Origin of the sequence: Xanthomonas arboricola pv. juglandis (assembly GCF_001013475.1) — a bacterium.
GTDB classification, from domain to species: domain Bacteria; phylum Pseudomonadota; class Gammaproteobacteria; order Xanthomonadales; family Xanthomonadaceae; genus Xanthomonas; species Xanthomonas arboricola.
Map to the genome: position 1 here is coordinate 48001 of NZ_JZEF01000003.1, position 22958 is coordinate 70958.

Sequence of the window (22958 nt, forward strand, 5' to 3'; positions counted from 1 at the left end):
GGGAATCAGAATTGGAATCGGGGCGTCGGTGCGGCGCCCTGGAGATAGGCGAGGTCGGTTTCGAACAACGATTCGATGCGCGGCGCGTTGACGTCGCCACTGACCAGGACCGCTTCCATCACCGGATCGTGACCGCGCACCACGAACAGCCGGCCGTTCGGGCGCAGCCACTGCAGCCATTGCGTCGGCAGCGACTCGACCGCGCCGGTCACACAGATGGCGTCGAAGCGGCGCTCGCTCTGCCAGCCGAACACGTCGGCGGTCTCGATACGCACGTTGCTGCCCAGGCCGCTGCTGTCCAGATTGGCGCGTGCAGCGGCGGCCAGTGCCGGGTCGATCTCCAGGCTCAGCACTTCGCGGGCCAGCGCGGCCAGGCAGGCAGTGGAAAACCCGCTGCCGGTGCCGATTTCCAGCACGTCTTCGCCCGGCTGCAGATCCAGCGCCTGCAGCATGCGGCCTTCCACCACCGGCTTCATCATCTTGTGGCCGGCCGACAGCGGGATTTCCACGTCGACATAGGCCAGGGTCTTGTAGGCCTCGGGCACGAAGGCTTCGCGCGGCAGGCGCGCCAGCACCTCGAGCACGCGCAGGTCCAGCACGTCCCACGGCCGGATCTGCTGTTCGACCATCTTTTCGCGGGCCTGGGAGAAATCGATCGTCATGGTGCGGTTATCCAACGCGGTGGGGCAGGCATTTTACCGGTGCACGGGGCAACTGGCGCATCTAGCATCGCTGCGCGCCGCCAAACGGCGCAGTGCCGGAAGTCATCGCCACCAAAGGCCGGGGGCGGTCAGCGCGGCGCATACGCCCTCAAAAAGAAATCCACGCTGGCCTGCAGGTGTTCGTCCACCTGCGCGCGGGTGGGCTGGCCATGCAGACCGCACATCATCAGCGCATACAGCTCGCCCTTGAGCAGGCAGAAGAACTGCGAGGCGGCACGCGCCACATCGTCGATCTTCAGCTGGCCATCGACCACGCGCGCGGACAGGAAATCGGCCAGCGCCTGCTGGGTTCGCTTGGGGCCGGCGTCCCAGAACATCTCGCGCACATGTACGTCGCCGGTGCCGGGCGCCATCATCATGCGGTGGGTGGCAATGGCCGAGTCGGTGCTGACCATGGCGAAGAAGGCGTCGGCGATTTCGATCAGCTGATCGCGCAGTGCACCCTTGGGGGCGTGGTCGAACAGGTCGTCCGGCATCATGTGCTGGCATTGCGCACGGATCGCCTCGGAAAACAGGCTCTCCTTGTCGCCAAAATGACTGTAGACCGTGAGCTTTGACACGCCCGCCTGCGCGGCGATGCCATCCATGCTGACACCGGCATACCCCTGCTCCATGAACATGGTGCGGGCAGCGCCCAGGATGGCGGCGCGTTTCCCAAGATCCTTGGGCCGTCCGGGGCCGTTGCTCTTGGCCTTGGACTTGAGGGGGGGCGAGCTGGACATGGTGTCAATACTAGACCATCGGGTTCTATATTTATACTCGCCGCCCGCCAAACCCTTTGAAGCGCTCAGGAACGGTCGCGCCACCGCGTTAGCTGCGCACCAGCTTGGTTATGGCCGGTAATTGTTTCAACTGAATGCCTCCCGGTGTCATGGTGCGTCCCATCCTTGTGGGGAATCCACCTAGCGCGCTGAAAAACCCCCGGTGATAGATTGACTAACGGTCTGTCGGCGCATGTCGGCAGCCCCTTTTGCCAGCACAACGAGGGGATGGGAGAGCGTGGACAGGGTCGGGGCGCATGCGCATACAGGCTGCGTCCGCAGCACATGCGTGCGGCGGACCGGGCTGCTGTGGCGATGGGCGTTGCTGGCCTGCATCCTGCTCGGCGTGTGGCCGGCCGGCGCCCAGCCGCCGACCCATACCGCGTATCACACCGTCACGCGCTGGAGCATGGGCGACGGCCTGCCACACAATCTGGTGCATGCGGTGGCGCAGGGCGCCGATGGCCTGATCTGGCTGGGTACCTGGGAAGGCGTGGCGCGCTTCAACGGCCGCGACTTCACCGTGTATGACCGCCAGAACACACCGGGCGTCGAGCTGGGGGGCGTGTTCGTGGTGGTACGGGACAGCACCGGTGGGATGTTGTTCGGCACTGCATTCGACGGGGTCTACCACTACCAGGACGGCCACTGGCAGCAACTGGGCGACGCTTCGGCGCGGCACCTGGCGGTCAGTGCGCTGCTGCGACGCGCCGATGGCGCGCTGTGGGTCGGCACGCCGCAGACGCTGTACCGCATCGAGCCGGATGGGCGGGTGGTGGACGTCGGTCGCCAGGCCGGCCTGCCGCGCGCGCGCATCACCGCGCTGGCGGCCGAGGGCGACGGCGCTTTGTGGGTGGGTACCGAAGTCGGGCTCTATCGTCTGCCCCGCGACGGCAGCGCAGCCGAGGCCTGGGGCAAGGCGCATGGGATGCGCGCCGCACCGGTGCGGCGGCTGGCCAGCGATCGTCAGGGCGGCTTGCTGGTTGCTGGCGACGACGGCGTGTGGTGGTGGAGCCGCGGCGGCGGCCTGCAGCGGTTCCGCCAGGGCCAGCGCGTGGATGCATTGCTGCTGGATCGACGCGGACATCTGTGGATGAGCCTGCCCTCGGGCACGCTGGTGGTCCACAGCGGCGCGGATGCGCCGGACGAACAGATCGCCATTTCCGGAGTGGCCAGCCCGGCGCTGCTGGAAGACGCCGAGGGCCTGATCTGGGTCGGCAGCACGCACGGGCTGTTCCGCATTGCCGAAGGCGCCGCGCACGGCATCACCCACGAAGACGGGCTGGCCTCGGACTATGTGCGCACGGTGCTGCAGACCGGCGACGGCACCGTGTGGGTGGGCAGCGCGGTGGGCCTGGACCGCTGGCGCAATCGTCAGATCAGCCGTGTGTCGGTGGTGCCGAACCAGGGCGGACGCGTGCTGGAGCAGTCGGTGCTGGCCCTGGCCGACGCCGGCGATGGCGGTGTCTGGGCCGGCACCTACAGCCAGGGCGTGGTGCGGCTGGACGCGCAAGGTCGCGTGCTGGCGCGCATCGGTGCGGCCGACGGCCTGCCGTCGCTGTCGGTGCGCGCGGTGTTGCCGGATGGCCAGACGCTATGGATCGGCACCACGGCCGGGCTGGTGCGCTGGCGCGATGGCAAGGCACGCCGCTACACCGCCGCCGACGGCGTACCCGATGGCTCGGTGCAGGTGCTGTATCGCGACACGCTGGGCACCGTGTGGATCGGCACCGATCGCGGCATGACCGCGCTGTCGGCAAACGGCAGCACGCGCGCATGGCTGGGCGAGCAGGATTTTCCCGGGCAGAACGCCTTCGACTTCCTGCGCGATGCCAAGGGCGACCTGTGGATCGCCAGCGATCGTGGCCTGCTGCGCCTGAGTGGTGAGACCTTTCGCGTCTACGACCACCGGGTCGGGCTGCCGCGCGACAAGGTGTTCCGGGTGATCGATGACGGCCGCGGTTACTTCTGGTTGTCGAGCAACCATGGCGTGTTCCGCATCGCGCGCAGCGACTTCGACCAGCTCGATGCCGGTACGCGCGAGCAGTTGAGTGTGGAGGTGGTGGATCGCAGCGACGGCATGCCCGGCAATCAGGGCAACGGCAGCAGCGCGCCGGCCGGCTGGATGACGCAGTCCGGGCAGCTGCTGTTCCCCACCGCTGCGGGTCTGGGCGTGATCGATCCGGCGCGCGTGGGCACCTTGCAAGGCCATCGCGTGCCGATCGTGTTCGAGCGCCTGCTGGTCGACGGTATGGTGCAGCCGCTCAATGGCCTGCATCGCTTCGGTGCGGAGACCCGGCGCATCGCCATCGGCTATGCCGGGTTGAATTTCCGTGGCCCGGACAAGGTGCGCTACCGCTACCGGCTGGAAGGCTTCGACCCGGATTGGGTGGACGCCGACAGCGCCAGCGAGGCGGTCTACACCAATCTGCCGCCGGGCCGTTTCCGCTTCCGCGTCCAGGCGATGTCGCTGCCGGTGGACTGGCGGCAGACCGCGCTGTTGGGCGAATCCAGCCTGGTGATCGCCCTGGCGCCGCCGTGGTGGCGGCGTGGCGAAGTGATCGCCCTGGGCATCCTCGGGCTGGGCAGCCTGATCTACGGGTTTTATCTGTGGCGTACCGCCAGTTATCGCCGCCGGCAGCGCCAGCTCAATACGGTGATCGACGCACGCACACGCGAGCTGAGCGACAAGAATCTCGCGCTGCAGCAGGCCAGCCAGGAACGCGAAGCCCTGATGCGCCAGCTCGAATACCGCGCCAGCCATGACGTGCTGACCGCCTTGCCGAATCGGCGCGAGGCCGAGCGGGTCCTGCAGCAATGGTTCGACGATGCGCACGCCGGTGGCGCCCCGTTGGCGTTGGTGCTGATGGATATCGACCATTTCAAGCACATCAACGACGAATACGGCCACGAGGTCGGCGATGCGGTGCTGTCCGCGATCGGCGAAGCACTCAGTGAACAGGATCGGGCGCAGTGCTTTGCCGCGCGCCACGGTGGCGAGGAGTTTCTGCTCGCGGCAGTGGGTGTGGACGCGGCACAGGCGCGCGCGCTGTTCGAACGCATGCGCCAGCGGCTCGCCGCGATCGCTGTCCAGACGCAGGGCACGACGGTGCGCTGCACCGCCAGCATGGGCATGGCGATGAGCGATGAGGCACCGAGCCGGCGCGAATTGCTGGCGCTGGCAGACCGCCGTCTGTACCACGCCAAGCGGCTGGGGCGTGATCGGTTGGTGGATCAATAAGGCTGCTGCGTTGCCGGCTGCATGGAGCTGCCGCGCTCACTTCTGCAGCTGCTGGTCCGCCTGCGCATGCAACAACGCAACAAACGCCTGCGCGGCGCGCGACAGGGTGCGCCCGCCATGGGTCACGCAGCCCAGCTCGCGCGACAGCGCCACGTCGGGCAGCGGCAGCGCCACGATCTGGTGGTCGATCATGCGCTCCGGCAACACGCTCCACGCAAGGCCCACCGACACCAGCATCTTGATCGTCTCCAGATAATTGGTGGTCATGCGCAGGCTCGGCACCAGGGCGCGCTCGGCGAACAGGCCGGCGACGATGCGATGGGTGAACGTGCCCGGGTCCGGCAGCACCGCCGGATGCGCCACCACATCTTCCAGCGACACCGCGCGCAATGCGGCCAGCGGGTGATCCGGCGCCACCACGAACTGCAGGCGGTCATGCCAGATTGGTTGCGCGCGCAGCGGCGCACGCGTATCCGGTGCCAGCGTGGTGACCGCCAGCTCCACCTCGCCGCGCAGCACCGCGGCATAGGCCAGCTCCGAATCCAGAAACTGGATGTCCAGCGCGGCCTGCGGGTGTTGCGCAGCGAAGCCGCGCAGCAGGGCGGGCAGGCGGTGCAGGCCGACATGATGGCTGGTGGCCAGGCTCAGGCGCCCGCCGACCGCCGCGCCAAGATGCTCCAGCACGCGGCGGGTGTCCTGCAGCTCGGCCAGGATGCGTTGCGCGCGCGGCAGCAAGGCCTGGCCGGCCTCGGTCAGAACCACCTGGCGGCCAAGGCGGTCGAACAGCCGCGCCGACAGTTGCGCTTCCAGCAAGGCGATCCGCTTGCTCACCGCCGGCTGGGTGAGGTGCAAGGCCTCGCCGGCTGCCGAAAAGCTGCCGCTCTCGGCGATCGCCACGAAGGCGCTGAGGCTTGCCAGGTCCATTGCCATTCCCAAATTTCATTTGTTGAATAAACAATATGAATTTGCGTTATCCAAGGCAAGCTCCTAGCATCGAACGCAGCCAGGTGGGTGCTCCCACCATCCGCCAACCGGATCGCCGCAATGACTGCCAAGACGCTGTACGACAAGCTGTGGGACCTGCACGAGGTCACGCGTCGCGACGATGGTTCGTCGCTGATCTACATCGACCGCCACATCCTGCACGAAGTGACCTCGCCGCAAGCGTTCGAAGGCCTGCGCCTGGCCGGGCGCAAGCCGTGGCGCATCGACGCCAACATCGCCACGCCCGACCACAACGTGCCGACCACGCGTGCCGAGCGCCAGGGCGGGCTGGAGTCGATCTCCGACGAAATCTCGCGCCTGCAGGTGCAGACGCTGGACGAGAACTGCGACGACTTCGGCATCCTCGAGTTCAAGATGAACGATGCGCGCCAGGGCATCGTGCATGTGGTGGGCCCGGAGCAGGGCGCCACCCTGCCGGGCATGACCGTGGTCTGCGGCGATTCGCACACCTCCACGCATGGCGCGTTCGGCGCGCTGGCGCACGGCATCGGCACCTCCGAGGTCGAGCATGTGCTGGCCACGCAATGCCTGATCGCCAAGAAGATGAAGAACATGCAGGTGCGCGTGGAAGGCACGCTGCCGTTCGGCGTGACCGCCAAGGACATCGTGCTGGCGGTGATCGGCAGGATCGGCACCGCCGGCGGCAACGGCCATGCACTGGAATTTGCCGGCAGCGCGATCCGCGACCTGTCGATGGAAGGCCGCATGACCATCTGCAACATGTCCATCGAAGCCGGTGCGCGCGTGGGCATGGTGGCGGTGGACGAAAAGACGATTGCCTACGTGCAAGGTCGCCCGTTTGCGCCCAAGGGCGCCGACTGGGAAGCGGCGGTCGCGCTGTGGCGCACGCTGGTCTCCGATGCCGACGCGCACTTCGACACGGTGGTGGAGCTGCGCGCCGAAGACATCAAGCCGCAGGTCAGCTGGGGCACCTCGCCGGAAATGGTGCTGGCGGTGGATCAGCAGGTGCCCGACCCGGCAACCGAACAGGATCCGACCCGGCGCGATTCGATCGAGCGCGCGCTGAAGTACATGGGCTTGCGCGCGAACCAGCCGATCACCGAGATCCGCCTGGACCGCGTGTTCATCGGCTCGTGCACCAACTCGCGCATCGAAGATCTACGCGCGGCCGCTGCGGTTGCGAAGGGCCGCAAGGTCGCCTCCACCATCAAGCAGGCGCTGGTAGTGCCGGGCTCGGGTCTGGTGAAAGCGCAGGCCGAGGCCGAAGGCCTGGACAAAGTATTTCTGGACGCCGGCTTCGAATGGCGCGAGCCGGGTTGCTCGATGTGTCTGGCGATGAACCCGGACAAGCTGGGCAGCGGCGAACACTGCGCCTCCACCTCCAACCGCAATTTCGAAGGCCGCCAGGGCGCCGGCGGCCGCACCCATCTGGTCAGCCCGGCGATGGCCGCAGCGGCGGCGGTCAGCGGGCATTTTGTTGATGTGCGTGCGTTGCAGGGAATCGAGAATCGGGAATAGAGAATCGCAACGTCCGTCCCGTCTCCGCTCTGCCAATTCCCCATTCTCCACTCCCAATTCCCGGCATTCCAATGACCCCTTTCACCCAACACACCGGACTGGTGGCGCCGCTGGATCGCGCCAATGTCGATACCGATCAGATCATTCCCAAGCAATTCCTCAAGTCGATCAAACGCACCGGCTTCGGGCCGAACCTGTTCGACGAATGGCGGTATCTGGACATCGGCGAGCCCGGCCGTGACAACAGCCAGCGCCCGCTCAATCCGGAGTTCGTGCTCAATTTCCCGCGCTATCAGGGCGCCAGCGTGCTGCTGGCACGCGAGAACTTCGGCTGCGGTTCCTCGCGTGAGCACGCGCCGTGGGCGCTGGACGAATACGGCTTCCGCACCGTGATCGCGCCCAGCTTTGCCGACATCTTCTTCAACAACAGCTTCAAGAACGGCCTGCTGCCGATCGTGCTGGCCGAAGCGGAAGTGGACGCCCTGTTCGAGCAATGCCTGGCCACCGAGGGTTACCAACTCACCGTGGATCTGGCCGCACAGCGCGTGCGCCGCCCCGATGGCGTGGAATACAGCTTCGACATCGATGCATTCCGCAAGCACTGCCTGCTCAATGGCCTGGACGACATCGGCCTGACCCTACAGGACGCCGATGCGATCGGTCGCTTCGAGCAAGACCATCGCGCGCGCCAACCGTGGCTGTTCGGCGCGCTGCAGTGAGCGTGGTTGCCAACGCTGACGCCGGTGCGCTGAGCGAGCATGTCGCTGCGCAGTTCGGCCCGCAGGCGCAGGCTTATTTGCACAGCGACGTGCATGCGCAAGGCGCCGAGTTCGCCGAGCTCCGCGCTGGTCTGCAGGGTCATTGCAACGGGCGATTGCTCGACCTGGGCTGCGGTGCCGGGCATGTGAGTTTCCAGTTGGCGCCGCTGATGGCCGAGGTGGTGGCCTACGATCTGTCTGCCGACATGCTCGAGGTCGTGGCGGCCACCGCCGCAGACCGTGGGCTGACCCAAGTGCGCACGATGCAAGGTGCCGCCGAGCGCCTGCCGTTCGAGACCGGCAGCATCGATGCAGTGGTCAGCCGCTACTCGGCGCACCATTGGAGCGACCTGGGACAGGCACTGCGCGAAGTGCGGCGCGTGCTGCGTCCAGGCGGAATTGCGGCCTTTGTTGATGTGGTGGCACCTGGCCTGCCGCTGCTGGATACGCACCTGCAGGCGATCGAGTTGCTGCGCGATACCAGCCATGTGCGTGACTACAGTGTTGCGCAGTGGTTGCAGACGCTAGGCGATGCCGGCTTGCAGGTGCAGCGGCATCATTGCCAACGGTTGCAGCTGGACTATCTGAGCTGGGTGGACCGCATGCGCACGCCGGAGGTGTTGCGCGCGGCTATTCGCGCATTGCAGGGCGCGGCCGTAGACGAAGTGCGCGAATACTTTCAGATTGCGGCCGATGGTTCCTTCAGCACGGATGTGCTGGTGGTATGGGCGGCACGTTGATTTTCAGGGCGCTACGGCGCCAACTTATGAGGATTGCATGAGCAAGCAGATTCTGATTCTTCCTGGCGACGGCATTGGCCCGGAGATCATGGCCGAAGCGGTCAAGGTGCTGACGCGCATCGATGCGCAGCACGGACTAGGTTTCACCCTGGTGTACGACGAACTCGGTGGCGCGGCCTACGACAAGTACGGCAGCCCGCTGGCCGACGAAACGCTGGAGCGCGCACGCGCTGCCGACGCGGTGCTGCTGGGCGCCGTCGGTGGGCCGCAATGGGACACCATCGACCCATCGTTGCGCCCGGAGCGGGGACTGCTCAAGATCCGCTCGCAGCTTGGGTTGTTCGCCAATCTGCGTCCGGCACTGCTGTATCCGCAGTTGGCCGAGGCCTCTACGCTCAAGCCGGAGGTGGTGTCCGGGCTGGATCTGCTGATCCTGCGTGAGCTCACCGGCGGCATTTATTTCGGTCAGCCGCGGGGCACGCGCACGCTGGAAAACGGCGAGCGTCAGGCCTACGACACGCTGCCATATAGCGAAAGCGAGATCCGCCGCATCGCCAAGGCCGGTTTCGAGATGGCACGTTTGCGCGGCAAGAAGCTGTGTTCGGTGGACAAGGCCAATGTGTTGGCATCGAGCCAGCTGTGGCGTGCCGTCGTCGAAGAAGTGGCCAAGGACTATCCGGACATTGCGCTGTCGCACATGTACGTGGACAACGCGGCGATGCAGTTGGTGCGTGCGCCCAAGCAGTTCGACGTGATCGTGACCGACAACATGTTCGGCGACATCCTGTCCGACCAGGCGTCGATGCTCACCGGTTCGATCGGCATGCTGCCTTCGGCCTCACTGGATGCCAACAGCAAGGGCATGTACGAGCCGTGTCATGGCTCGGCACCGGACATCGCAGGCAAGGGTATCGCCAATCCGCTGGCCACCATCCTGTCGGTGGCAATGATGTTGCGCTACACGTTTGCGCAATCTGCTGCAGCTGATGCGATCGAGCAAGCGGTCGGCAAGGTACTCGACCAAGGTCTGCGCACCGCCGACATCTGGTCGGAAGGCACGACCAAGGTTGGCACGGTGGCAATGGGCGATGCAGTGGTGGCCGCGCTGTAACAGCGCTTGCTTCCCGAGGCGTGGTGGCTGTACTGGCGGCTATCGTTCTTCTGACGATAGCCACTTTCGTTTGGATGACCGATTCGTGATCACATCATTCGACCGAGGCGCTGGCATGAAATCGGCGGCTGTCGTGCGCAGGACTGGTCGGCACGCGGGGTCGGTCGGCGGCGCGGCGCCGCATCCGGTGTCGCAACACGCCGTGAATCCATCCATGAAGGCTCGGTGGCGGCATCCATGCCGCCACACGGTCCCGCCCCCGGACGCGGCACCACCCTCCCAGCATTGCTACTGCTGATCGGCAAGCCATCTATCTGCTCACGTCGCCAGGATGGACGCTACGAAAAGGACCTACAGCCCAGCATGCCCTCTGCATTTCTTTCAGCAACCGACAACAACCGGTGGTGCTTGCGCGTGTGCCGGTGTGGGACCTTGAGCGGCATGGATGCTGTGCCAGAGCCTACACGGACGTACTTGCGGCGTGTCCCACACCGGCACGCGTGCAAGCGCCCGCAGCAAACCGAAGCATTCGCGTGGAGCTCCGGATGTCGTGCACAAGATTGGTCGGTAGGCAGCGCGGCGCCGCATCCGGTGTCGGGACACGCCGTGAATCCGTCCCTGGAGGCTCGGTGGCGGCATCCATGCCGCCACACGGTCCCGCCCCCGGAAGCGACACCACGCTTCCACCATTGCTATTGCTGATCGGCAAGCAATGCTTCAAGCACGTGTTGATGCCTGCAGACTTCCTAGCCGATGTAATCGGCAAGCCATCTATCTGCTCACGTCGCCAGGATGGACGCTTCGAAGGACCTCCAGCCCAACATGCCCTCTGCATTTCTTTCCGCAACCGATAGCAATCGGTGGTGCTTGCGCGGGTGCCAGTGTGGGACCTTGAGCGGCATGGATGCCGCGCCAGAGCCTACATGGACGTACTTGCGGCGTGTCCCACGCCGATACACGTGCAAGTGCCCGCAGCAGACCGAAGCATTCGCACAAAACCGGCAGATCTCGTGTGCGAGGTTGTTCTGTGTCGGTACGAGTGCGCGCGCCCGCAGCAACCCGACGCACCTGCAAGAAAGTTGGAACACCAAAACCAAAACGGCCAGCAGATCACACTGCCGGCCGTCAGGTTTGCATCGTCCAGCGAATGAGCGGTGTTACGCCACCGCAGCCGTCTTGCCGGCGACCACGCCGCGCTCGCGCTGACGCAGCAGGCGATTGGCCACATCCAGCCATGCCAGGGCGCTGGCTTCGATGATGTCCTTGCTGGTACCGGTGCCTTCGTATTCCACACCGTCGTGGCGCACGCTCAGGCTGGCTTCGCCGCGCGCGTCTGCGCCGATGCCCACGCTATGCACCTGGTAGCTGTCCAGCTCCAGCTTCACACCGGTGGCCGACGCCAGCGCGCCGAAGAGCGCATCCACCGGGCCGTTGCCTTGGGCGGTTTCGGCCACGCGATTGCCTTCCGGGTCGGACAGCTCCACCAGCGCATTGGCACGGCTGCCGACATCGCTGATGGTCATCGATGCCAGGCGATAGCCTTCCTGCACGGTGGCGTCCTGCATCAAGGCCTGCAGGTCCGCGTCGGTGACCACGCGCTGCTTTTCGCACAATGCCTTGAACTGCTCGAAGACCAGCTTGACCTCTTCTTCCTCCAGCAGGTACCCCAAGGCACGCAGGCGCTGTTCCACCGCCGCGCGGCCGCTGTGGCGGCCCAGCACCATCTGCGAGGACTCCCAGCCCACGTCTTCCGGACGCATGATTTCGTAGGTGCCGCGATGGCGCAGCATGCCGTGCTGGTGGATGCCCGACTCGTGCGCGAACGCATTGCCGCCGACCACCGCCTTGTTGCGCTGCACCGGCATGCCGACCAGGCGCTGCAGCAACTGCGAGGTGGAGACGATGCGTGGGGTGTTGATGTCGGTATCGATGTTGTAGAACGCACCGCGCACCTTCAGTGCCATGGTGATTTCTTCCAGCGCGCAGTTGCCGGCGCGCTCGCCGATACCGTTGATGGTGCACTCGACCTGCCGTGCGCCGCCTTCGATCGCCGCCAGCGAGTTGGCCACCGCCAGGCCCAGATCGTTGTGGCAGTGCGCGCTGAAGATCACGGTATCGGCACCTTCCACGCTGGCGATCAGGCGCGAGAACATGCCGCGGATCTCCTCCGGCGTGGTAAAGCCTACCGTGTCCGGCAGATTGATCGTGGTGGCACCGGCAGCGATCGCTACGCGCGCCACCTCGGCCAGGAAATCCTCTTCGGTGCGGGTGGCGTCTTCGGCGGAGAACTCGATGTCGTCGATATAGCCGCGCGCCAGCGTCACATGCTTGTGCACCGACTCCAGCACCTGCTCGCGGCTCATGCGCAGCTTGTGCTCGCGGTGCAGCGGGCTGGTGGACAGGAAGACATGCAGGCGCGGATTGGCGGCCGCCTCCAGCGCACGTGCAGAGGTTTCGATGTCGGCCTGCAGGCAGCGCGACAGCACCGCCAGTGTGGGGCGACGCAGCTCGCGGCCGATCATCGCGACGGCCTCGCGGTCCGAATGCGAACTGGCCGGGAAACCGGTTTCGATGATGTCCACGCCGAGTTCGTCCAGCGCGCGCGCCATCACCAGCTTTTGCTGGGGCGTCATGCTGCAGCCGGGGGATTGCTCGCCGTCGCGCAGGGTGGTGTCGAAAATTCGGATACGCGGGGTCTGGTTGGATACGGTCGTGTTCACCAGGAAGACTCCTCTACGGCGATGGCGGTGACAGGCGTTGAAGCGACTGCGGATGGGCGGGAAAGAACGGGTGTTTCGGGAAGTGACTTGGCGCTGCGTTCGTTGCGAAGTCGCTCGGTATTGCGACGACGCGGCTTGCGTGGCGGCCGCGGCCGCACCTCGGACAAGAGTGTGGCCAGAACAGTTGCGTCGATATTACCGCCAGAGACCACCGCACACTTGCGTTTCCCTGAAACGCGGCGGCCGGCGGCCAAGGCCAACGCGCCAGCGCCCTCGGCGATGACGTGTTCTTCCAGGGCCAGGCGCACCAGCGTTTCGCGTAATTCGGCCTCGCGCACGATCACCACATCGTCGAGCAGGCTCGAGCACAGGCGGCGGGTCAGAAAGCCGGGAATCTTGACCTTCACGCCGTCGGCCAGCGTGGGGACGGGAGTGATTTCGCGCAGATCGCCGCGCACGGCGCGCGCCATCGAATCGACGCCTTCCACCTGCGCGCCGACGATGCGCACGCCTTGCGATTTCAGCGCCAGCGCCACCCCGGAGGCCAGCCCGCCGCCGCCGATCGGCACGATCACCACGTCCGGCGCATGCGCGGCCAGCTCGATGCCGACCGTGCCTTGCCCGGCGATCACATCCGGGTCGTCAAAGGCGGACAGAAAACGGTAGCCGTTCTGGTCGGCCAGCTCGCGCGCGAACGCAAACGCCTCGTCGTAGCTGTTGCCATGCTGGCGGACGGTGGCGCCCCAGTGCGCGACGCCGGCGATCTTGGTCTGCGGCGCGCCGTAGGGCATCACCGTGATGGCCTGCACGCCCAGCCGGTACGCCGACCACGCCACGCCTTGCGCATGATTGCCGGCCGAGGCGCAGATCACCGGGCGCTCGTCGCCGCGTTCCAGCCCCGCCAGCAAGGCATTCAATGCACCGCGCACCTTGTAGGAGCCGGTGCGCTGCAGATTTTCCAGCTTCAACCACACACCGAAGCGCTCAGCGTAATGCAGCGGCGTGGGCGACAGATACTTGCGCAGGCGGGCCTGCGCGGCCAGGACGTCGGCCACGCTGACCGCCACGTCGCCTACGTCTGGCTCCTGCGGGGAGGGGCGGCCGGAATCAGGCATTGCGGCACGCGCACGGCCGATCCGGGAGAAGACACCTCCGGACAGCAGTTTCATGCTCGCGCGAGGTCCGGGCGTTCACGCCGCGACCTCGACCGAGTCCAGCGCGGTGATCACCACCGATTCGCAGTCGTACACCTTCTCCAACTGCAGGCGCAGCGTCTCCGGCGGGCGGGTGCTGTCCACGTCCAGTTGCAGATGCCAGCGGCCGGCATCGTCCGGGGCGCTGGCGCCCTGGATGGCGCAGGGGCGGAAGCCGCGTCGCTCGGTCATGCCGAGCACGCGCACCAATGCGCCTTCGGCCGGCTTCAGCACCAGATCAAGCCGGTAACGCATGCGATGTCTCCTTGGCCGCGTGTGCGGGATTGCTGTCCAGCATGGTGCTGTTGGCGTTGTTGGGCGGCACCAGCGGCCACACGTTGGCACGTGCGTCGATGGCCACATGCAGCAGGCCGGGGCCGGGTTGCGCCAGCAGTTCGGCCAGCGCGGCATCGACATCGCCGCGCGCGATGATGCGCTTGGCCGGGATGCCGAAGACCTGCGCCAGGGCAGCAAAATCCGGGTTGTCGGACAGATCGATTTCGCTGTAACGCTCGGCAAAGAACAGTTCCTGCCACTGCCGCACCATGCCCAGCGAGCTGTTGTCCAGCAGCACGATTTTGACCGGCAGCTTGCAGCGCGCGATCGTCACCAGCTCCTGCACGTTCATCATGAAACTGCCGTCGCCGGAGACCAGCACCACGGTGCGGTCGGGGCAGGCGAACTGCGCGCCCATCGCCGCCGGCAGGCCGAAGCCCATCGTGCCGAGCGCGCCGCTGGTGAGGTGATTGCGCGGATCGTTGAAGCGGCAATGCTGGGCCACCCACATCTGATGCTGACCCACGTCGCAAGCGATGATGGTGTCGGCCGGGGCCACTTCGCTCAGGCGCTTGAGCAGCGCCGGCGCGTAGATATCGGTGCCGGGCGCGTCGTAACGCGCGCCGAATTTTTCGCGGTTGGCAAAGCAGCGTGTACGCCATGCCTGGCAATTGCCACGTGCTGCGCTCAATGCCTTCAGACTGACCGCTACATCGCCGGGCACGGCGATGTCGGCCGTACGCAGCTTGGAGATTTCATACGCATCGGCATCCAGATGGATGACGCGCGCAAATGGTGCGAATTCGCTCAACTTGCCGGTGGCACGGTCGTCAAAGCGCGCACCGACCACCACCAACAGATCGCATTCCTGGATCGCCATATTGGCCGCACGGGTGCCGTGCATGCCCAGCATGCCCAGATAATCCGGATGCGCATGCGGCAACGCGCCCAGGCCGCGCAAGGTCAGCGCGGTGGGAATGCCGGTGGCTTCGACAAAGCGCCGAAACGCCTCCACCGCACCGGCCAGGGCGATGCCGCCACCGCCGTACACCACCGGGCGTTCGGCACTGGCGATGGCCGCCAGCGCTTCGGCCAATTTTGCATCTTCCGGAGCCGGAGGTGGCAACACTGCCGCCGGCACATGATCGGGCAGGTGCGAGGCATCGGCGATCTGCACGTCCTTGGGCAGGTCGATCAGCACCGGCCCGGGACGTCCCTCGCGCGCAATGCGGAACGCTTCACGCACCATCTCCGGAAGATCCTCCACACGCCGCACCAGAAAACTGTGCTTGACGATCGGCATGGTCATGCCGAACACGTCCAGTTCCTGGAACGCATCGGTGCCCAGCAGGGGCGTGGCGACCTGGCCGGTCAGGCACACCATCGGGACCGAATCGAGCATCGCATCGGCGATGCCGGTGACCAGATTGGACGCGCCCGGGCCAGAGGTGGCCACGCACACGCCGACCCGGCCGCTGGCACGGGCGTAGCCGTTGGCGGCGAGGGCGGCGCCCTGTTCGTGACGGACCAGGATGTGCTTGAGCCTGGAATCCACCAGGGCGTCGTAGAACGGCATGATGGTGCCGCCCGGATAACCGAACAGCGTTTCCACGCCCTCGGCTTCCAGGGCCTGCGTCAGCCAGCGCGCGCCGTTGCGGGGCGTGCTGTGTGCGGAGGTGTTCATGCGTTGCGGACCTTCGGTGTTAGCGGTGGGGGTGCGGCGGCATTACGCCGCTTGTTGATTCGCAGGTGTGGCGGCGGCTTGCTGCTGCCCGTTGAGCCACACCATCTTGGCGCGCAGCTTCTTGCCCACTTCCTCGATCGGGTGCTCCAGATCGGCCTGCTTGAACTTGTTGTAGTTCGGCAGGCCGGCTTCGTATTCGGCCACCCAGTTCTTGGTGAAGGTGCCGTTCTGGATATCGGTCAGCACGTCCTTCATGCGCGCCTTGGTGCTGGCGTCGATCACGCGCGGGCCGCTGACATAGTCGCCGTATTGCGCGGTTTCCGACACGAATTCCAGCATGCGGGTGATGCCGCCTTCGTAAAACAGGTCCACGATCAACTTCAGTTCGTGCAGCACTTCGTAGTACGCGATCTCCGGCTGGTAGCCGGCTTCCACCAGCACTTCGAAACCGGCCTGCACCAGCGACGAGGCGCCGCCGCACAGCACGGCCTGCTCGCCGAACAGGTCGGTTTCGGTTTCTTCCTTGAAGGTGGTCTTGATGATGTTGGCGCGCGCGCCGCCCAGGCCGCCGGCATAGGTCAGCGCGAACTGCTCGGCCTTGCCGCTGGTGTCCTGGTAGACCGCATAGATGCACGGCACGCCGCGGCCGATCTCATATTCGCGACGCACCAGCGCGCCCGGACCCTTCGGCGCGACCAGCACCACATCCAGGTCGGCGCGCGGGGTGATCATGTCGAAATGCACGTTCAGGCCATGCGCGAACAGCAGGCAGGCGCCTTGCTTCATGTTCGGGGCGATGACTTCCTCGTAGAGCTTCTTCTGCACCATGTCCGGGGTCAGGATCGCGACCAGGTCGGCACTCTTGACCGCCTCGGCCGGCGCCACCACGGTGAAGCCATCGGCCTGGGCCTTGGATTCGGTCGGGCCACCGGCACGCAGGCCGACGGTGACGTCGAAGCCGGAATCGCGCAGGTTCAGCGCATGCGCGCGGCCCTGGCTGCCGTAGCCGATGATCGCGATTTTCGGTTGGGTGTCGTTGCTCATGGAGTAGTCCTTGCGGGGTTGGCAGTAAGAAAAGGATCAGCCGGCAGCGTCAGGGGCTGGCCGGCCGAGCAAAGCGGGGATGGACGACGGCACCGGCCATGCAGGCACTGCACCAGCGCAGTGGTCGGCGCGGGTAGGGCAACTGGTGGCGATGTCGGTGATGTCGTTCATGTCATTCGAAACTTTTGGTGGTCCCTGAAACGCGAAACCCCGCGCCGTTGCCGGTGCGGGGTCTGATCGAAGCCTTGTGTGTCTGTTGCCTACACGAAGTCCCGTCCCGCACCGGTTGGCGAGGTAATAAGTACGAGCACGAGAAGCGACGCTGCCGACGCGCCGATGGGCGCGGACACTGGGGCGTTCGAGGTGGTGTGGCGGTGCGACATGTGACTGAGATAACCATCGCTGCAGGTGGGGTGTCAACCCTTGCGCATGAAACGGCCGCATCAATCGGCGCTGTGTCGCGCGAAACCGCGTGGCAGCAGTATGGTTGCTGTTGAAACCGCATCGCTGCAGACCGGTAACGGGCGATGCGAGTCACTAAATGCGCGGCATTTGTGCTGGCAGACAGTGCTCACCGAGCGAGGCGGCCCGACCCGCTGGTATGGTTGGCCACTCACCTGTGGTGTCCGGGGATCTTCTGTCATGCGTCGCGTACCTGTGTTGTTGATGTCTGCCTTGGCGCTGCTCGCGCCGCCCCTCAGTGCTGCCGACCGGATCACCGGGCAGCCGTTCGCCACCCGCTCGGAAGTCATCGCCCCGCATGCGATGGCGGCGACCTCGCAGCCGTTGGCCACCCAGATCGCGCTGGATGTGATGAAGGACGGCGGGTCGGCGGTGGATGCGGCGATTGCCGCCAATGCCGCGCTGGGCCTGATGGAGCCCACCGGCAACGGCGTCGGCGGGGATCTGTTTGCGATCGTCTGGGACCCCAAGACCAGCAAGCTTTACGGCTACAACGGCTCGGGCCGCTCGCCCAGATCGCTGACCCTGGCCGAGTTCCAGCGCCGTGGGCTGAAGGACATACCGCCGACCGGCCCGTTGCCGGTCTCGGTGCCGGGCGCGGTGGATGGCTGGTTCGCGCTGCACGAGCGCTTCGGGCGCAAGCCGATGGCGCAGAACCTGGCCCCGGCGATCCGCTACGCCCGCGAGGGCCATCCGGTGGCCGAGACCATCGCCTATTACTGGGACCGTTCGGTGCCGCGGCTGTCGCAGTACCCCGGCTTCAAGGAGCAGTTCACCATCGACGGCCATGCCCCGCGCAAGGGCGAGCTGTGGAAGAACCCGAACCTGGCCAACACCTTGCAGCAGATCGCCGACGGCGGCCGCGATGCCTTCTACAAGGGCGACATCGCCCGCACCATCGGCGCCTATTTCAAGGCCAATGGCGGCTACCTGAGTTACCAGGATCTGGCCAGCCACACCGGCGAGTGGGTGGAGCCGGTGTCCACCAACTACCGTGGTTATGACGTCTGGGAGTTGCCGCCCAACAGCCAGGGCATCGCCGCGTTGCAGATGCTCAATATCCTGGAGGGCTACGATTTCTCCAAGATTCCGTACGGCTCGGCCGAGCATGTGCACCTGTTCACCGAAGCCAAGAAGCTGGCCTTCGCCGACCGCGCGCGCTTCTATGCCGACCCCGCCTTCCAGCCGGCGCCGCTGGCCAGGCTGATTTCCAAGGACTACGCCGCGCAGCGTCGCGCGCTGATCTCCATGGACAAGGCGCTCAAGGAAGTACAGCCGGGCACGCCAAAGCAGCTGGAAGAAGGCGACACCATCTACATGACCGTCGCCGATGCCGACGGCATGATGGTGTCGTTGATCCAGTCCAATTACCGCGGCATGGGCAGCGGCATGGCCCCGCCCGGGCTGGGCTTCATCCTGCAGGACCGCGGCGAGATGTTCGTGCTGAAAAAGGATCACCCCAATGGCTACGCGCCGGGCAAGCGGCCGTTCCAGACCATCATTCCCGCCTTCGTCACCAAGGACGGCAAGCCGTGGCTGAGCTTCGGGGTGATGGGCGGGGCGATGCAGCCGCAGGGGCACGTGCAGATCGTGATGAACCTGGTGGACTTCCATATGAATCTGCAGGAAGCCGGCGACGCGCCGCGCATCCAGCATGAAGGCTCCACCGAGCCGACCGGCCAGGCCACCGCGATGAGCGATGGTGGCGAGGTCAACCTGGAAACCGGCTTCTCCTACGACACCATCCGCGCACTGATGCGCAAAGGCCACCGGGTGATCTTTGCCGATGGCCCGTATGGCGGATACCAGGCGATCGCGCGCGATCCGGCCAGCGGGGTGTATTACGGGGCCTCGGAAAGCCGCAAGGACGGGCAGGCCGCCGGCTACTGAGCAAGCGCCTGCGGTGCGGGGCACCGCTCAATTCCAGCTGCAGCGCGCCGTTAATGATCATGATGGATTAGGAATTCCCATGAGCTCGATGCAACAGCCCGATCCGCCGTCGCAAACGCATGCGGCGCTGCTCCCCGATGCACCGGTCGCGCTGTTGCGGCTATCGGCCGAGGCCTGCGTGGTGGCCTGCAATCGCGCGGGCCTGGACGTCCTGGGAAAGACCGCTGGCGAGCTGCAGGGCGCGCCGGCGTCGGTGTTGTGGGGATTGGGCGCAGCCGATCTGGTCGGCGAAGACGGCGTCTGGGCGGCCCCCGGCGACGACCCGGCTCGGCGCGTGCGCTATGTGCGCGACCGCGAGCACGGTGGCTGGATGCTGTCGCTGCCGCATGTGGAAACCGCGATCCTGCTGCGCGAAGCCACCCGCCTGGCCGAAGACAGCCGGCCGGTGCCGATCTCGCCGCTGCTGCAGCCGTTGGTGGCGCGCCTGCAGGCCGAGCACGAAGACCGCACCGTGCTGGAGCGCACCGCCCAGGCGCTGGCCGGCTGCGAGCTGGAACTGCTGCTGCCGCCCGGTCTGGCGGAGACCGACATGGGGCGCCGGCTGCAGGCCGGCTTCGGCAATCTGGCCGAGGCGATCCGCCAGGCAGTGGCGTTGTCGGTGCAGATCGCCGCCGAAGTGCCGCCGCTGGTGGCCGAGAACGACGAGATGGTGCGTCAGTCGCAGGCGCAGACCGAAGCACTGGATGGCGCCCGCACGGCGGTGGAGCGCCTTGCTTCGAGCCTGCACGACGTCAATGCCGATCTGGCACAAGTGATCGCGCTGGCCGCCAGTGCCGACGACAGCGCACGTCAGGGCGTTGCCGCCGCGCACGCGCTGGGCCAGGCGATGCACGAAGTGGAACGCCGCGCCGCGCGTGCCGGCGAGGTCATCGAAGTCATCGACTCGGTGGCGTTCCAGACCAATATCCTGTCGATCAACGCCAGCATTGAAGCTGCGCATGCCGGCGATGCCGGGCGCGGGTTTGCGGTGGTCGCCACCGAGATCCGCCGCCTGGCCGAACGCGCGGCAGCGGCAGCGCGCGACGTGCGCGCGATCCTGGCCGAAACCAGCGCCGCGGTGGGCGAGGGCGCAGCCTCCGCGCGCGGCACCGAAGCGGTGCTCGACGGCATCACCCGTGTGCTCGGCCAGGCCAGCAGCGCGATGACCACGGTGGCCGGGCGGATCCAGGCGCAGGACGGCGAGATTCGCGGCATCGAAAGCGCCGTCGATGGCGTGGTGGCGCTGGGGCGCAGCAACCTGCAGCACGCCGCGCATGTGGCCGAACGCAGCGAGGCGCTGGAGCGCGGTACCGAGACGCTGCGCGACTGCGTGGGCCTGTTCCGTCTGCCGGCCGACCCGCTGACAGTGCCCCGGCACGCGCGCGTCAAGGAACTCGCGGTGGCGACCGCCGCTCGTATCGGCACTGCCCTGGCGCAGGCCATCGCACGCGGCCAGATCGACGAAGCGGCGCTGTTCGCCCGCACCTATACACCGATTGCCGGCGTGGAGCCGGCCAAGTTCAGCACCGACTTCGATGTACTTTGCGACGAGGTGTTACCCGCCCTGCAGGAGCCACTGCTGGATGCGCATCCGTGGATCGTGTTCGCCATCTGCGCCAACCCCGACGGCTATGTGCCCACGCACAATCTGCGCTTCACCCAGCCGCTGACCGGCGATCCCAAGCGCGATCTGGTCGGCAACCGCACCAAGCGCAAGTTCACCGACCGCGTCGGCCGCAGCGTGGGCGCGCACACCGACCCGTATCGCCTGCAGGTCTACCGCCGCGACACGGGCCAGATCATGTTCGACCTGTCGGCCCCGATCTTTGTGGGCCGCAAGCACTGGGGCGGTTTGCGGGTGGGCTACACGCTGGACTAGCTTGCGTGGTTATTGCGGCGCGGCAGATACGGTACCGGGTGTCGTTGCCGCGGTGTTGCCACCCAACTGCTCGGCAAGAAAGCGTTCGAGGGTGCGATAGAAGGTGACCTGGTTGGCCTCCTTGTAGAAGCCGTGGCCTTCCTTGGGAACGGCCATCCACTGCGGCGCGTTGCCGCTGCGTGTCAATGCCGCGCGCAGGCTCTTTGCCTGTGCAAACGGGGCGCGTTCGTCCTCTTCACCGTGCACGAGCAGCACCGGCACCTTGATGCGCTCGGCCAACATCACCGGGGAGTGTGCGGCCAGTTCGGCGGCATCACGGCCGATGGCGCGCTCCAGATAATTCAGGCCGTACTCGCTGCGATTGATGTCGCCCTTGCTGTACATCATCTGCAGATCGTAGATGCCGGCCACGCCGACCGCGCAGCGGAACAACTCCGGCGCCTTGACCTGCACCATCATGGCGGCATACGCGCCGAAACTGGCGCCATAGCTGCAGATGCGCGTCTGGTCGGCCAGTCCCTGGCCCACCGCCCAGCGTACGCCGTCGATCAGATCGTCCTGGATGCGTTCGCCCCACTGGCGATACCCGGCGCGCTCGAACCGGTTGCCACGACCCAGGCCGCCGCGGTAGTTGACCTGCAGCACCAGATACCCGCGGCTGGCCAGGAACTGGGCGTCGGTATCGAAGGCCCAGCCATCGCCATCGGCATGCGGGCCGCCGTGCGGCAGCAGGACCATCGGCAAGCGCACCCCGCTTGCGGCATTGCCGGGAACGGTGAGCACGCCGTCCAGGGTCAAGCCGTCGCTTGCTTGAAAGGTCACCATGCGCCGCTCGCTCATCTGCGCCGCCTGCAATGCATTGCGTGCCTTGATGACGAGTTTGAGCGTATTGCTCGGCCGGTCGAAGATGTACCAGGCTCCGGCATCGCGGTCGCTGTAGGCCCTCAGCAGCAGGCCATTGCCGTCCTCGGTGAAATTGATGAAGTCCACGTACTGGCCGGCCAGGGTCTGGCTCAGGCTCCGGTGCAGTTGCGTTTCGGCGGTGTCCTGCTCGAAATAGCGCAGTGTCGGCCGCCCTGGCCCCAGCCGTGCAGCAAACGGCGTTTGCGGCGCCGGACTCCATTGCAGGTCATCCACGCTGTAGAACGGGTCCGACGCAAGCACGCTGCGCTGCTGGCCATCCGGATCGGTGGCCACCAGGACTGCAGGGCCACCCGCGTCGCTGTACCAGCCATAGAGGCGGCCCGGCTGTCGCGCGAATGCGATCGGTCGCCAGCTGGCCTGGACCTGGGTCATCGGCGACCAGCCATTGCCCGAGCGGCGGAACAGCAACGGGTTATCGTTGTTGTCGGTGCCGTACGCGTAGTGCGCCACGCCATCGTGGTCGAGCACGAACCGCAGATCGGGGACGTCGATGTCGGCCATCAGCCGATGGGTGGTGGTGTTGGCGTCGACGTCGTAGAGCATCGAGTGGCGTGAGTCCAGCGACAGACGCCGCATGTAGAAGTGCCCGTTGCGGCGACTCGGCAGGCCCTCGATATAGCCGAATCCGCGCTCCAGACCGGCATTGCGGGTGCTTTGCAGGTAGCCATACACATAGCGCTGATTGCTACCATCCAGGTCGGTGGCAATGATCTCGCCCATCGGCATGGGCTCTTCCAGCGAGCCGAGTTTGCGCCCCTTGCCGATCACCAGCCGGCGGTCGCTGACCCAGGCAATGCGCACCGGCAATTCATAGCGCGGCAAGCGCAGCATGGTGGTGGATTGCATGCCGGCGATGCGGTAGACCACCAGCGCGTAGTTGCCATCGCCCAGATCCGCGCTGACCGCCAAATGCTTTCCATCGGGTGACATCGCCGGCGAGGAGATCGGACCGGATTCGACGAACGCCTCGACAGGCGGCGGGGAGGCGGCCTGCGCGGTCCCTGCAAACAACCCCATCAGCAGCATTGCT

16 protein-coding genes are annotated in these 22958 nt (G+C 66.3%); 7 read left to right on the top strand and 9 right to left on the bottom strand.

What is annotated here, in order from left to right:
- Positions 1-5 precede the first annotated feature (5 nt).
- Together XARJCFBP2528_RS11100 and XARJCFBP2528_RS11105 are read right to left on the bottom strand one after the other, a co-directional pair.
- Positions 6-662, bottom strand: a complete 657-nt coding sequence (locus XARJCFBP2528_RS11100) for a protein-L-isoaspartate O-methyltransferase family protein (protein WP_016902561.1) — start codon at positions 660-662, stop codon at positions 6-8.
- Positions 663-790: 128 nt separating this feature from the next.
- A complete protein-coding gene (locus tag XARJCFBP2528_RS11105) occupies positions 791-1444 on the bottom strand; it encodes a TetR/AcrR family transcriptional regulator (RefSeq protein WP_026064337.1) in 654 nt (217 codons plus the stop codon).
- A gap of 232 nt (positions 1445-1676) precedes the next feature.
- Between XARJCFBP2528_RS11105 and XARJCFBP2528_RS11110 the strand changes: the two genes are divergently transcribed.
- Entirely contained in the window at positions 1677-4724 is a 3048-nt protein-coding gene (locus XARJCFBP2528_RS11110) for a diguanylate cyclase (RefSeq protein WP_162200824.1), read from the top strand.
- Positions 4725-4760: 36 nt separating this feature from the next.
- On the opposite strand, the gene XARJCFBP2528_RS11115 is transcribed toward XARJCFBP2528_RS11110, so the two are convergent.
- Complete coding sequence (locus tag XARJCFBP2528_RS11115; protein ID WP_016902565.1) at positions 4761-5648, bottom strand: LysR family transcriptional regulator; 888 nt, start codon at positions 5646-5648, stop codon at positions 4761-4763.
- A gap of 120 nt (positions 5649-5768) precedes the next feature.
- On the opposite strand from XARJCFBP2528_RS11115, the gene leuC reads away from it, so the two are divergent.
- From leuC to leuB, 4 genes are all read left to right on the top strand, one after another.
- Positions 5769-7208, top strand: coding sequence for a 3-isopropylmalate dehydratase large subunit (leuC, locus tag XARJCFBP2528_RS11120; protein ID WP_016902566.1), 1440 nt, complete (start codon positions 5769-5771; stop codon positions 7206-7208).
- A 71-nt stretch (positions 7209-7279) separates the two neighbouring features.
- On the top strand, positions 7280-7927 hold the full coding sequence (leuD, locus tag XARJCFBP2528_RS11125) for a 3-isopropylmalate dehydratase small subunit (RefSeq protein WP_016902567.1): 648 nt from the start codon (positions 7280-7282) through the stop codon (positions 7925-7927).
- Positions 7928-7956: 29 nt separating this feature from the next.
- Positions 7957-8706: a class I SAM-dependent methyltransferase gene (locus XARJCFBP2528_RS11130; RefSeq protein WP_047124827.1), complete on the top strand. Its 750-nt coding sequence runs from the start codon at positions 7957-7959 to the stop codon at positions 8704-8706.
- 37 nt (positions 8707-8743) lie between these two features.
- Positions 8744-9817, top strand: a complete 1074-nt coding sequence (gene leuB, locus XARJCFBP2528_RS11135) for a 3-isopropylmalate dehydrogenase (RefSeq protein WP_016902569.1) — start codon at positions 8744-8746, stop codon at positions 9815-9817.
- Positions 9818-10974: 1157 nt separating this feature from the next.
- Here leuB and XARJCFBP2528_RS11140 read toward each other — a convergent pair.
- The 5 genes from XARJCFBP2528_RS11140 to ilvC form a co-directional block, all read right to left on the bottom strand.
- Positions 10975-12537, bottom strand: a complete 1563-nt coding sequence (locus XARJCFBP2528_RS11140) for a 2-isopropylmalate synthase (RefSeq protein WP_024940104.1) — start codon at positions 12535-12537, stop codon at positions 10975-10977.
- Positions 12534-13604 carry a threonine dehydratase gene (locus XARJCFBP2528_RS11145; RefSeq protein WP_016902669.1) on the bottom strand — a complete coding sequence of 357 codons (1071 nt, stop codon included), beginning with the start codon at positions 13602-13604 and terminating at the stop codon, positions 12534-12536. Before XARJCFBP2528_RS11145 ends, XARJCFBP2528_RS11140 begins: the two co-directional genes overlap by 4 nt.
- Before the next feature lie 123 nt (positions 13605-13727).
- Positions 13728-13985, bottom strand: coding sequence for an ACT domain-containing protein (locus XARJCFBP2528_RS11150; protein ID WP_016902670.1), 258 nt, complete (start codon positions 13983-13985; stop codon positions 13728-13730).
- Positions 13969-15690, bottom strand: a complete 1722-nt coding sequence (gene ilvG, locus XARJCFBP2528_RS11155; protein WP_016902671.1) for an acetolactate synthase 2 catalytic subunit — start codon at positions 15688-15690, stop codon at positions 13969-13971. Before ilvG ends, XARJCFBP2528_RS11150 begins: the two co-directional genes overlap by 17 nt.
- Positions 15691-15732: 42 nt before the next feature.
- Positions 15733-16734, bottom strand: coding sequence for a ketol-acid reductoisomerase (gene ilvC / locus XARJCFBP2528_RS11160; protein ID WP_016902672.1), 1002 nt, complete (start codon positions 16732-16734; stop codon positions 15733-15735).
- 642 nt (positions 16735-17376) lie between these two features.
- Here ilvC and ggt point away from each other — a divergent pair.
- Together ggt and XARJCFBP2528_RS11170 are read left to right on the top strand one after the other, a co-directional pair.
- On the top strand, positions 17377-19086 hold the full coding sequence (ggt, locus tag XARJCFBP2528_RS11165) for a gamma-glutamyltransferase (protein WP_026064361.1): 1710 nt from the start codon (positions 17377-17379) through the stop codon (positions 19084-19086).
- A gap of 79 nt (positions 19087-19165) precedes the next feature.
- Positions 19166-21004, top strand: a complete 1839-nt coding sequence (locus XARJCFBP2528_RS11170) for a methyl-accepting chemotaxis protein (RefSeq protein ID WP_016902674.1) — start codon at positions 19166-19168, stop codon at positions 21002-21004.
- 9 nt (positions 21005-21013) lie between these two features.
- Here XARJCFBP2528_RS11170 and XARJCFBP2528_RS11175 read toward each other — a convergent pair whose 3' ends face one another.
- On the bottom strand, positions 21014-22954 hold the full coding sequence (locus XARJCFBP2528_RS11175; RefSeq protein ID WP_016902675.1) for a prolyl oligopeptidase family serine peptidase: 1941 nt from the start codon (positions 22952-22954) through the stop codon (positions 21014-21016).
- Positions 22955-22958: the final 4 nt, after the last annotated feature.

Coding starts and splice junctions, on each gene's coding strand:
- leuC (WP_016902566.1), top strand. CDS start 5,769: ATGACTGCCAAGACGCTGTACGACAAGCTGTGGGACCTGCACGAGGTC.
- leuB (WP_016902569.1), top strand. CDS start 8,744: ATGAGCAAGCAGATTCTGATTCTTCCTGGCGACGGCATTGGCCCGGAG.
- ggt (WP_026064361.1), top strand. CDS start 17,377: ATGCGTCGCGTACCTGTGTTGTTGATGTCTGCCTTGGCGCTGCTCGCG.
- XARJCFBP2528_RS11105 (WP_026064337.1), bottom strand. CDS start 1,444: ATGTCCAGCTCGCCCCCCCTCAAGTCCAAGGCCAAGAGCAACGGCCCC.
- leuD (WP_016902567.1), top strand. CDS start 7,280: ATGACCCCTTTCACCCAACACACCGGACTGGTGGCGCCGCTGGATCGC.
- ilvG (WP_016902671.1), bottom strand. CDS start 15,690: ATGAACACCTCCGCACACAGCACGCCCCGCAACGGCGCGCGCTGGCTG.
- XARJCFBP2528_RS11100 (WP_016902561.1), bottom strand. CDS start 662: ATGACGATCGATTTCTCCCAGGCCCGCGAAAAGATGGTCGAACAGCAG.
- XARJCFBP2528_RS11110 (WP_162200824.1), top strand. CDS start 1,677: ATGTCGGCAGCCCCTTTTGCCAGCACAACGAGGGGATGGGAGAGCGTG.
- XARJCFBP2528_RS11175 (WP_016902675.1), bottom strand. CDS start 22,954: ATGCTGCTGATGGGGTTGTTTGCAGGGACCGCGCAGGCCGCCTCCCCG.
- XARJCFBP2528_RS11170 (WP_016902674.1), top strand. CDS start 19,166: ATGAGCTCGATGCAACAGCCCGATCCGCCGTCGCAAACGCATGCGGCG.
- ilvC (WP_016902672.1), bottom strand. CDS start 16,734: ATGAGCAACGACACCCAACCGAAAATCGCGATCATCGGCTACGGCAGC.
- XARJCFBP2528_RS11115 (WP_016902565.1), bottom strand. CDS start 5,648: ATGGACCTGGCAAGCCTCAGCGCCTTCGTGGCGATCGCCGAGAGCGGC.
- XARJCFBP2528_RS11150 (WP_016902670.1), bottom strand. CDS start 13,985: ATGCGTTACCGGCTTGATCTGGTGCTGAAGCCGGCCGAAGGCGCATTG.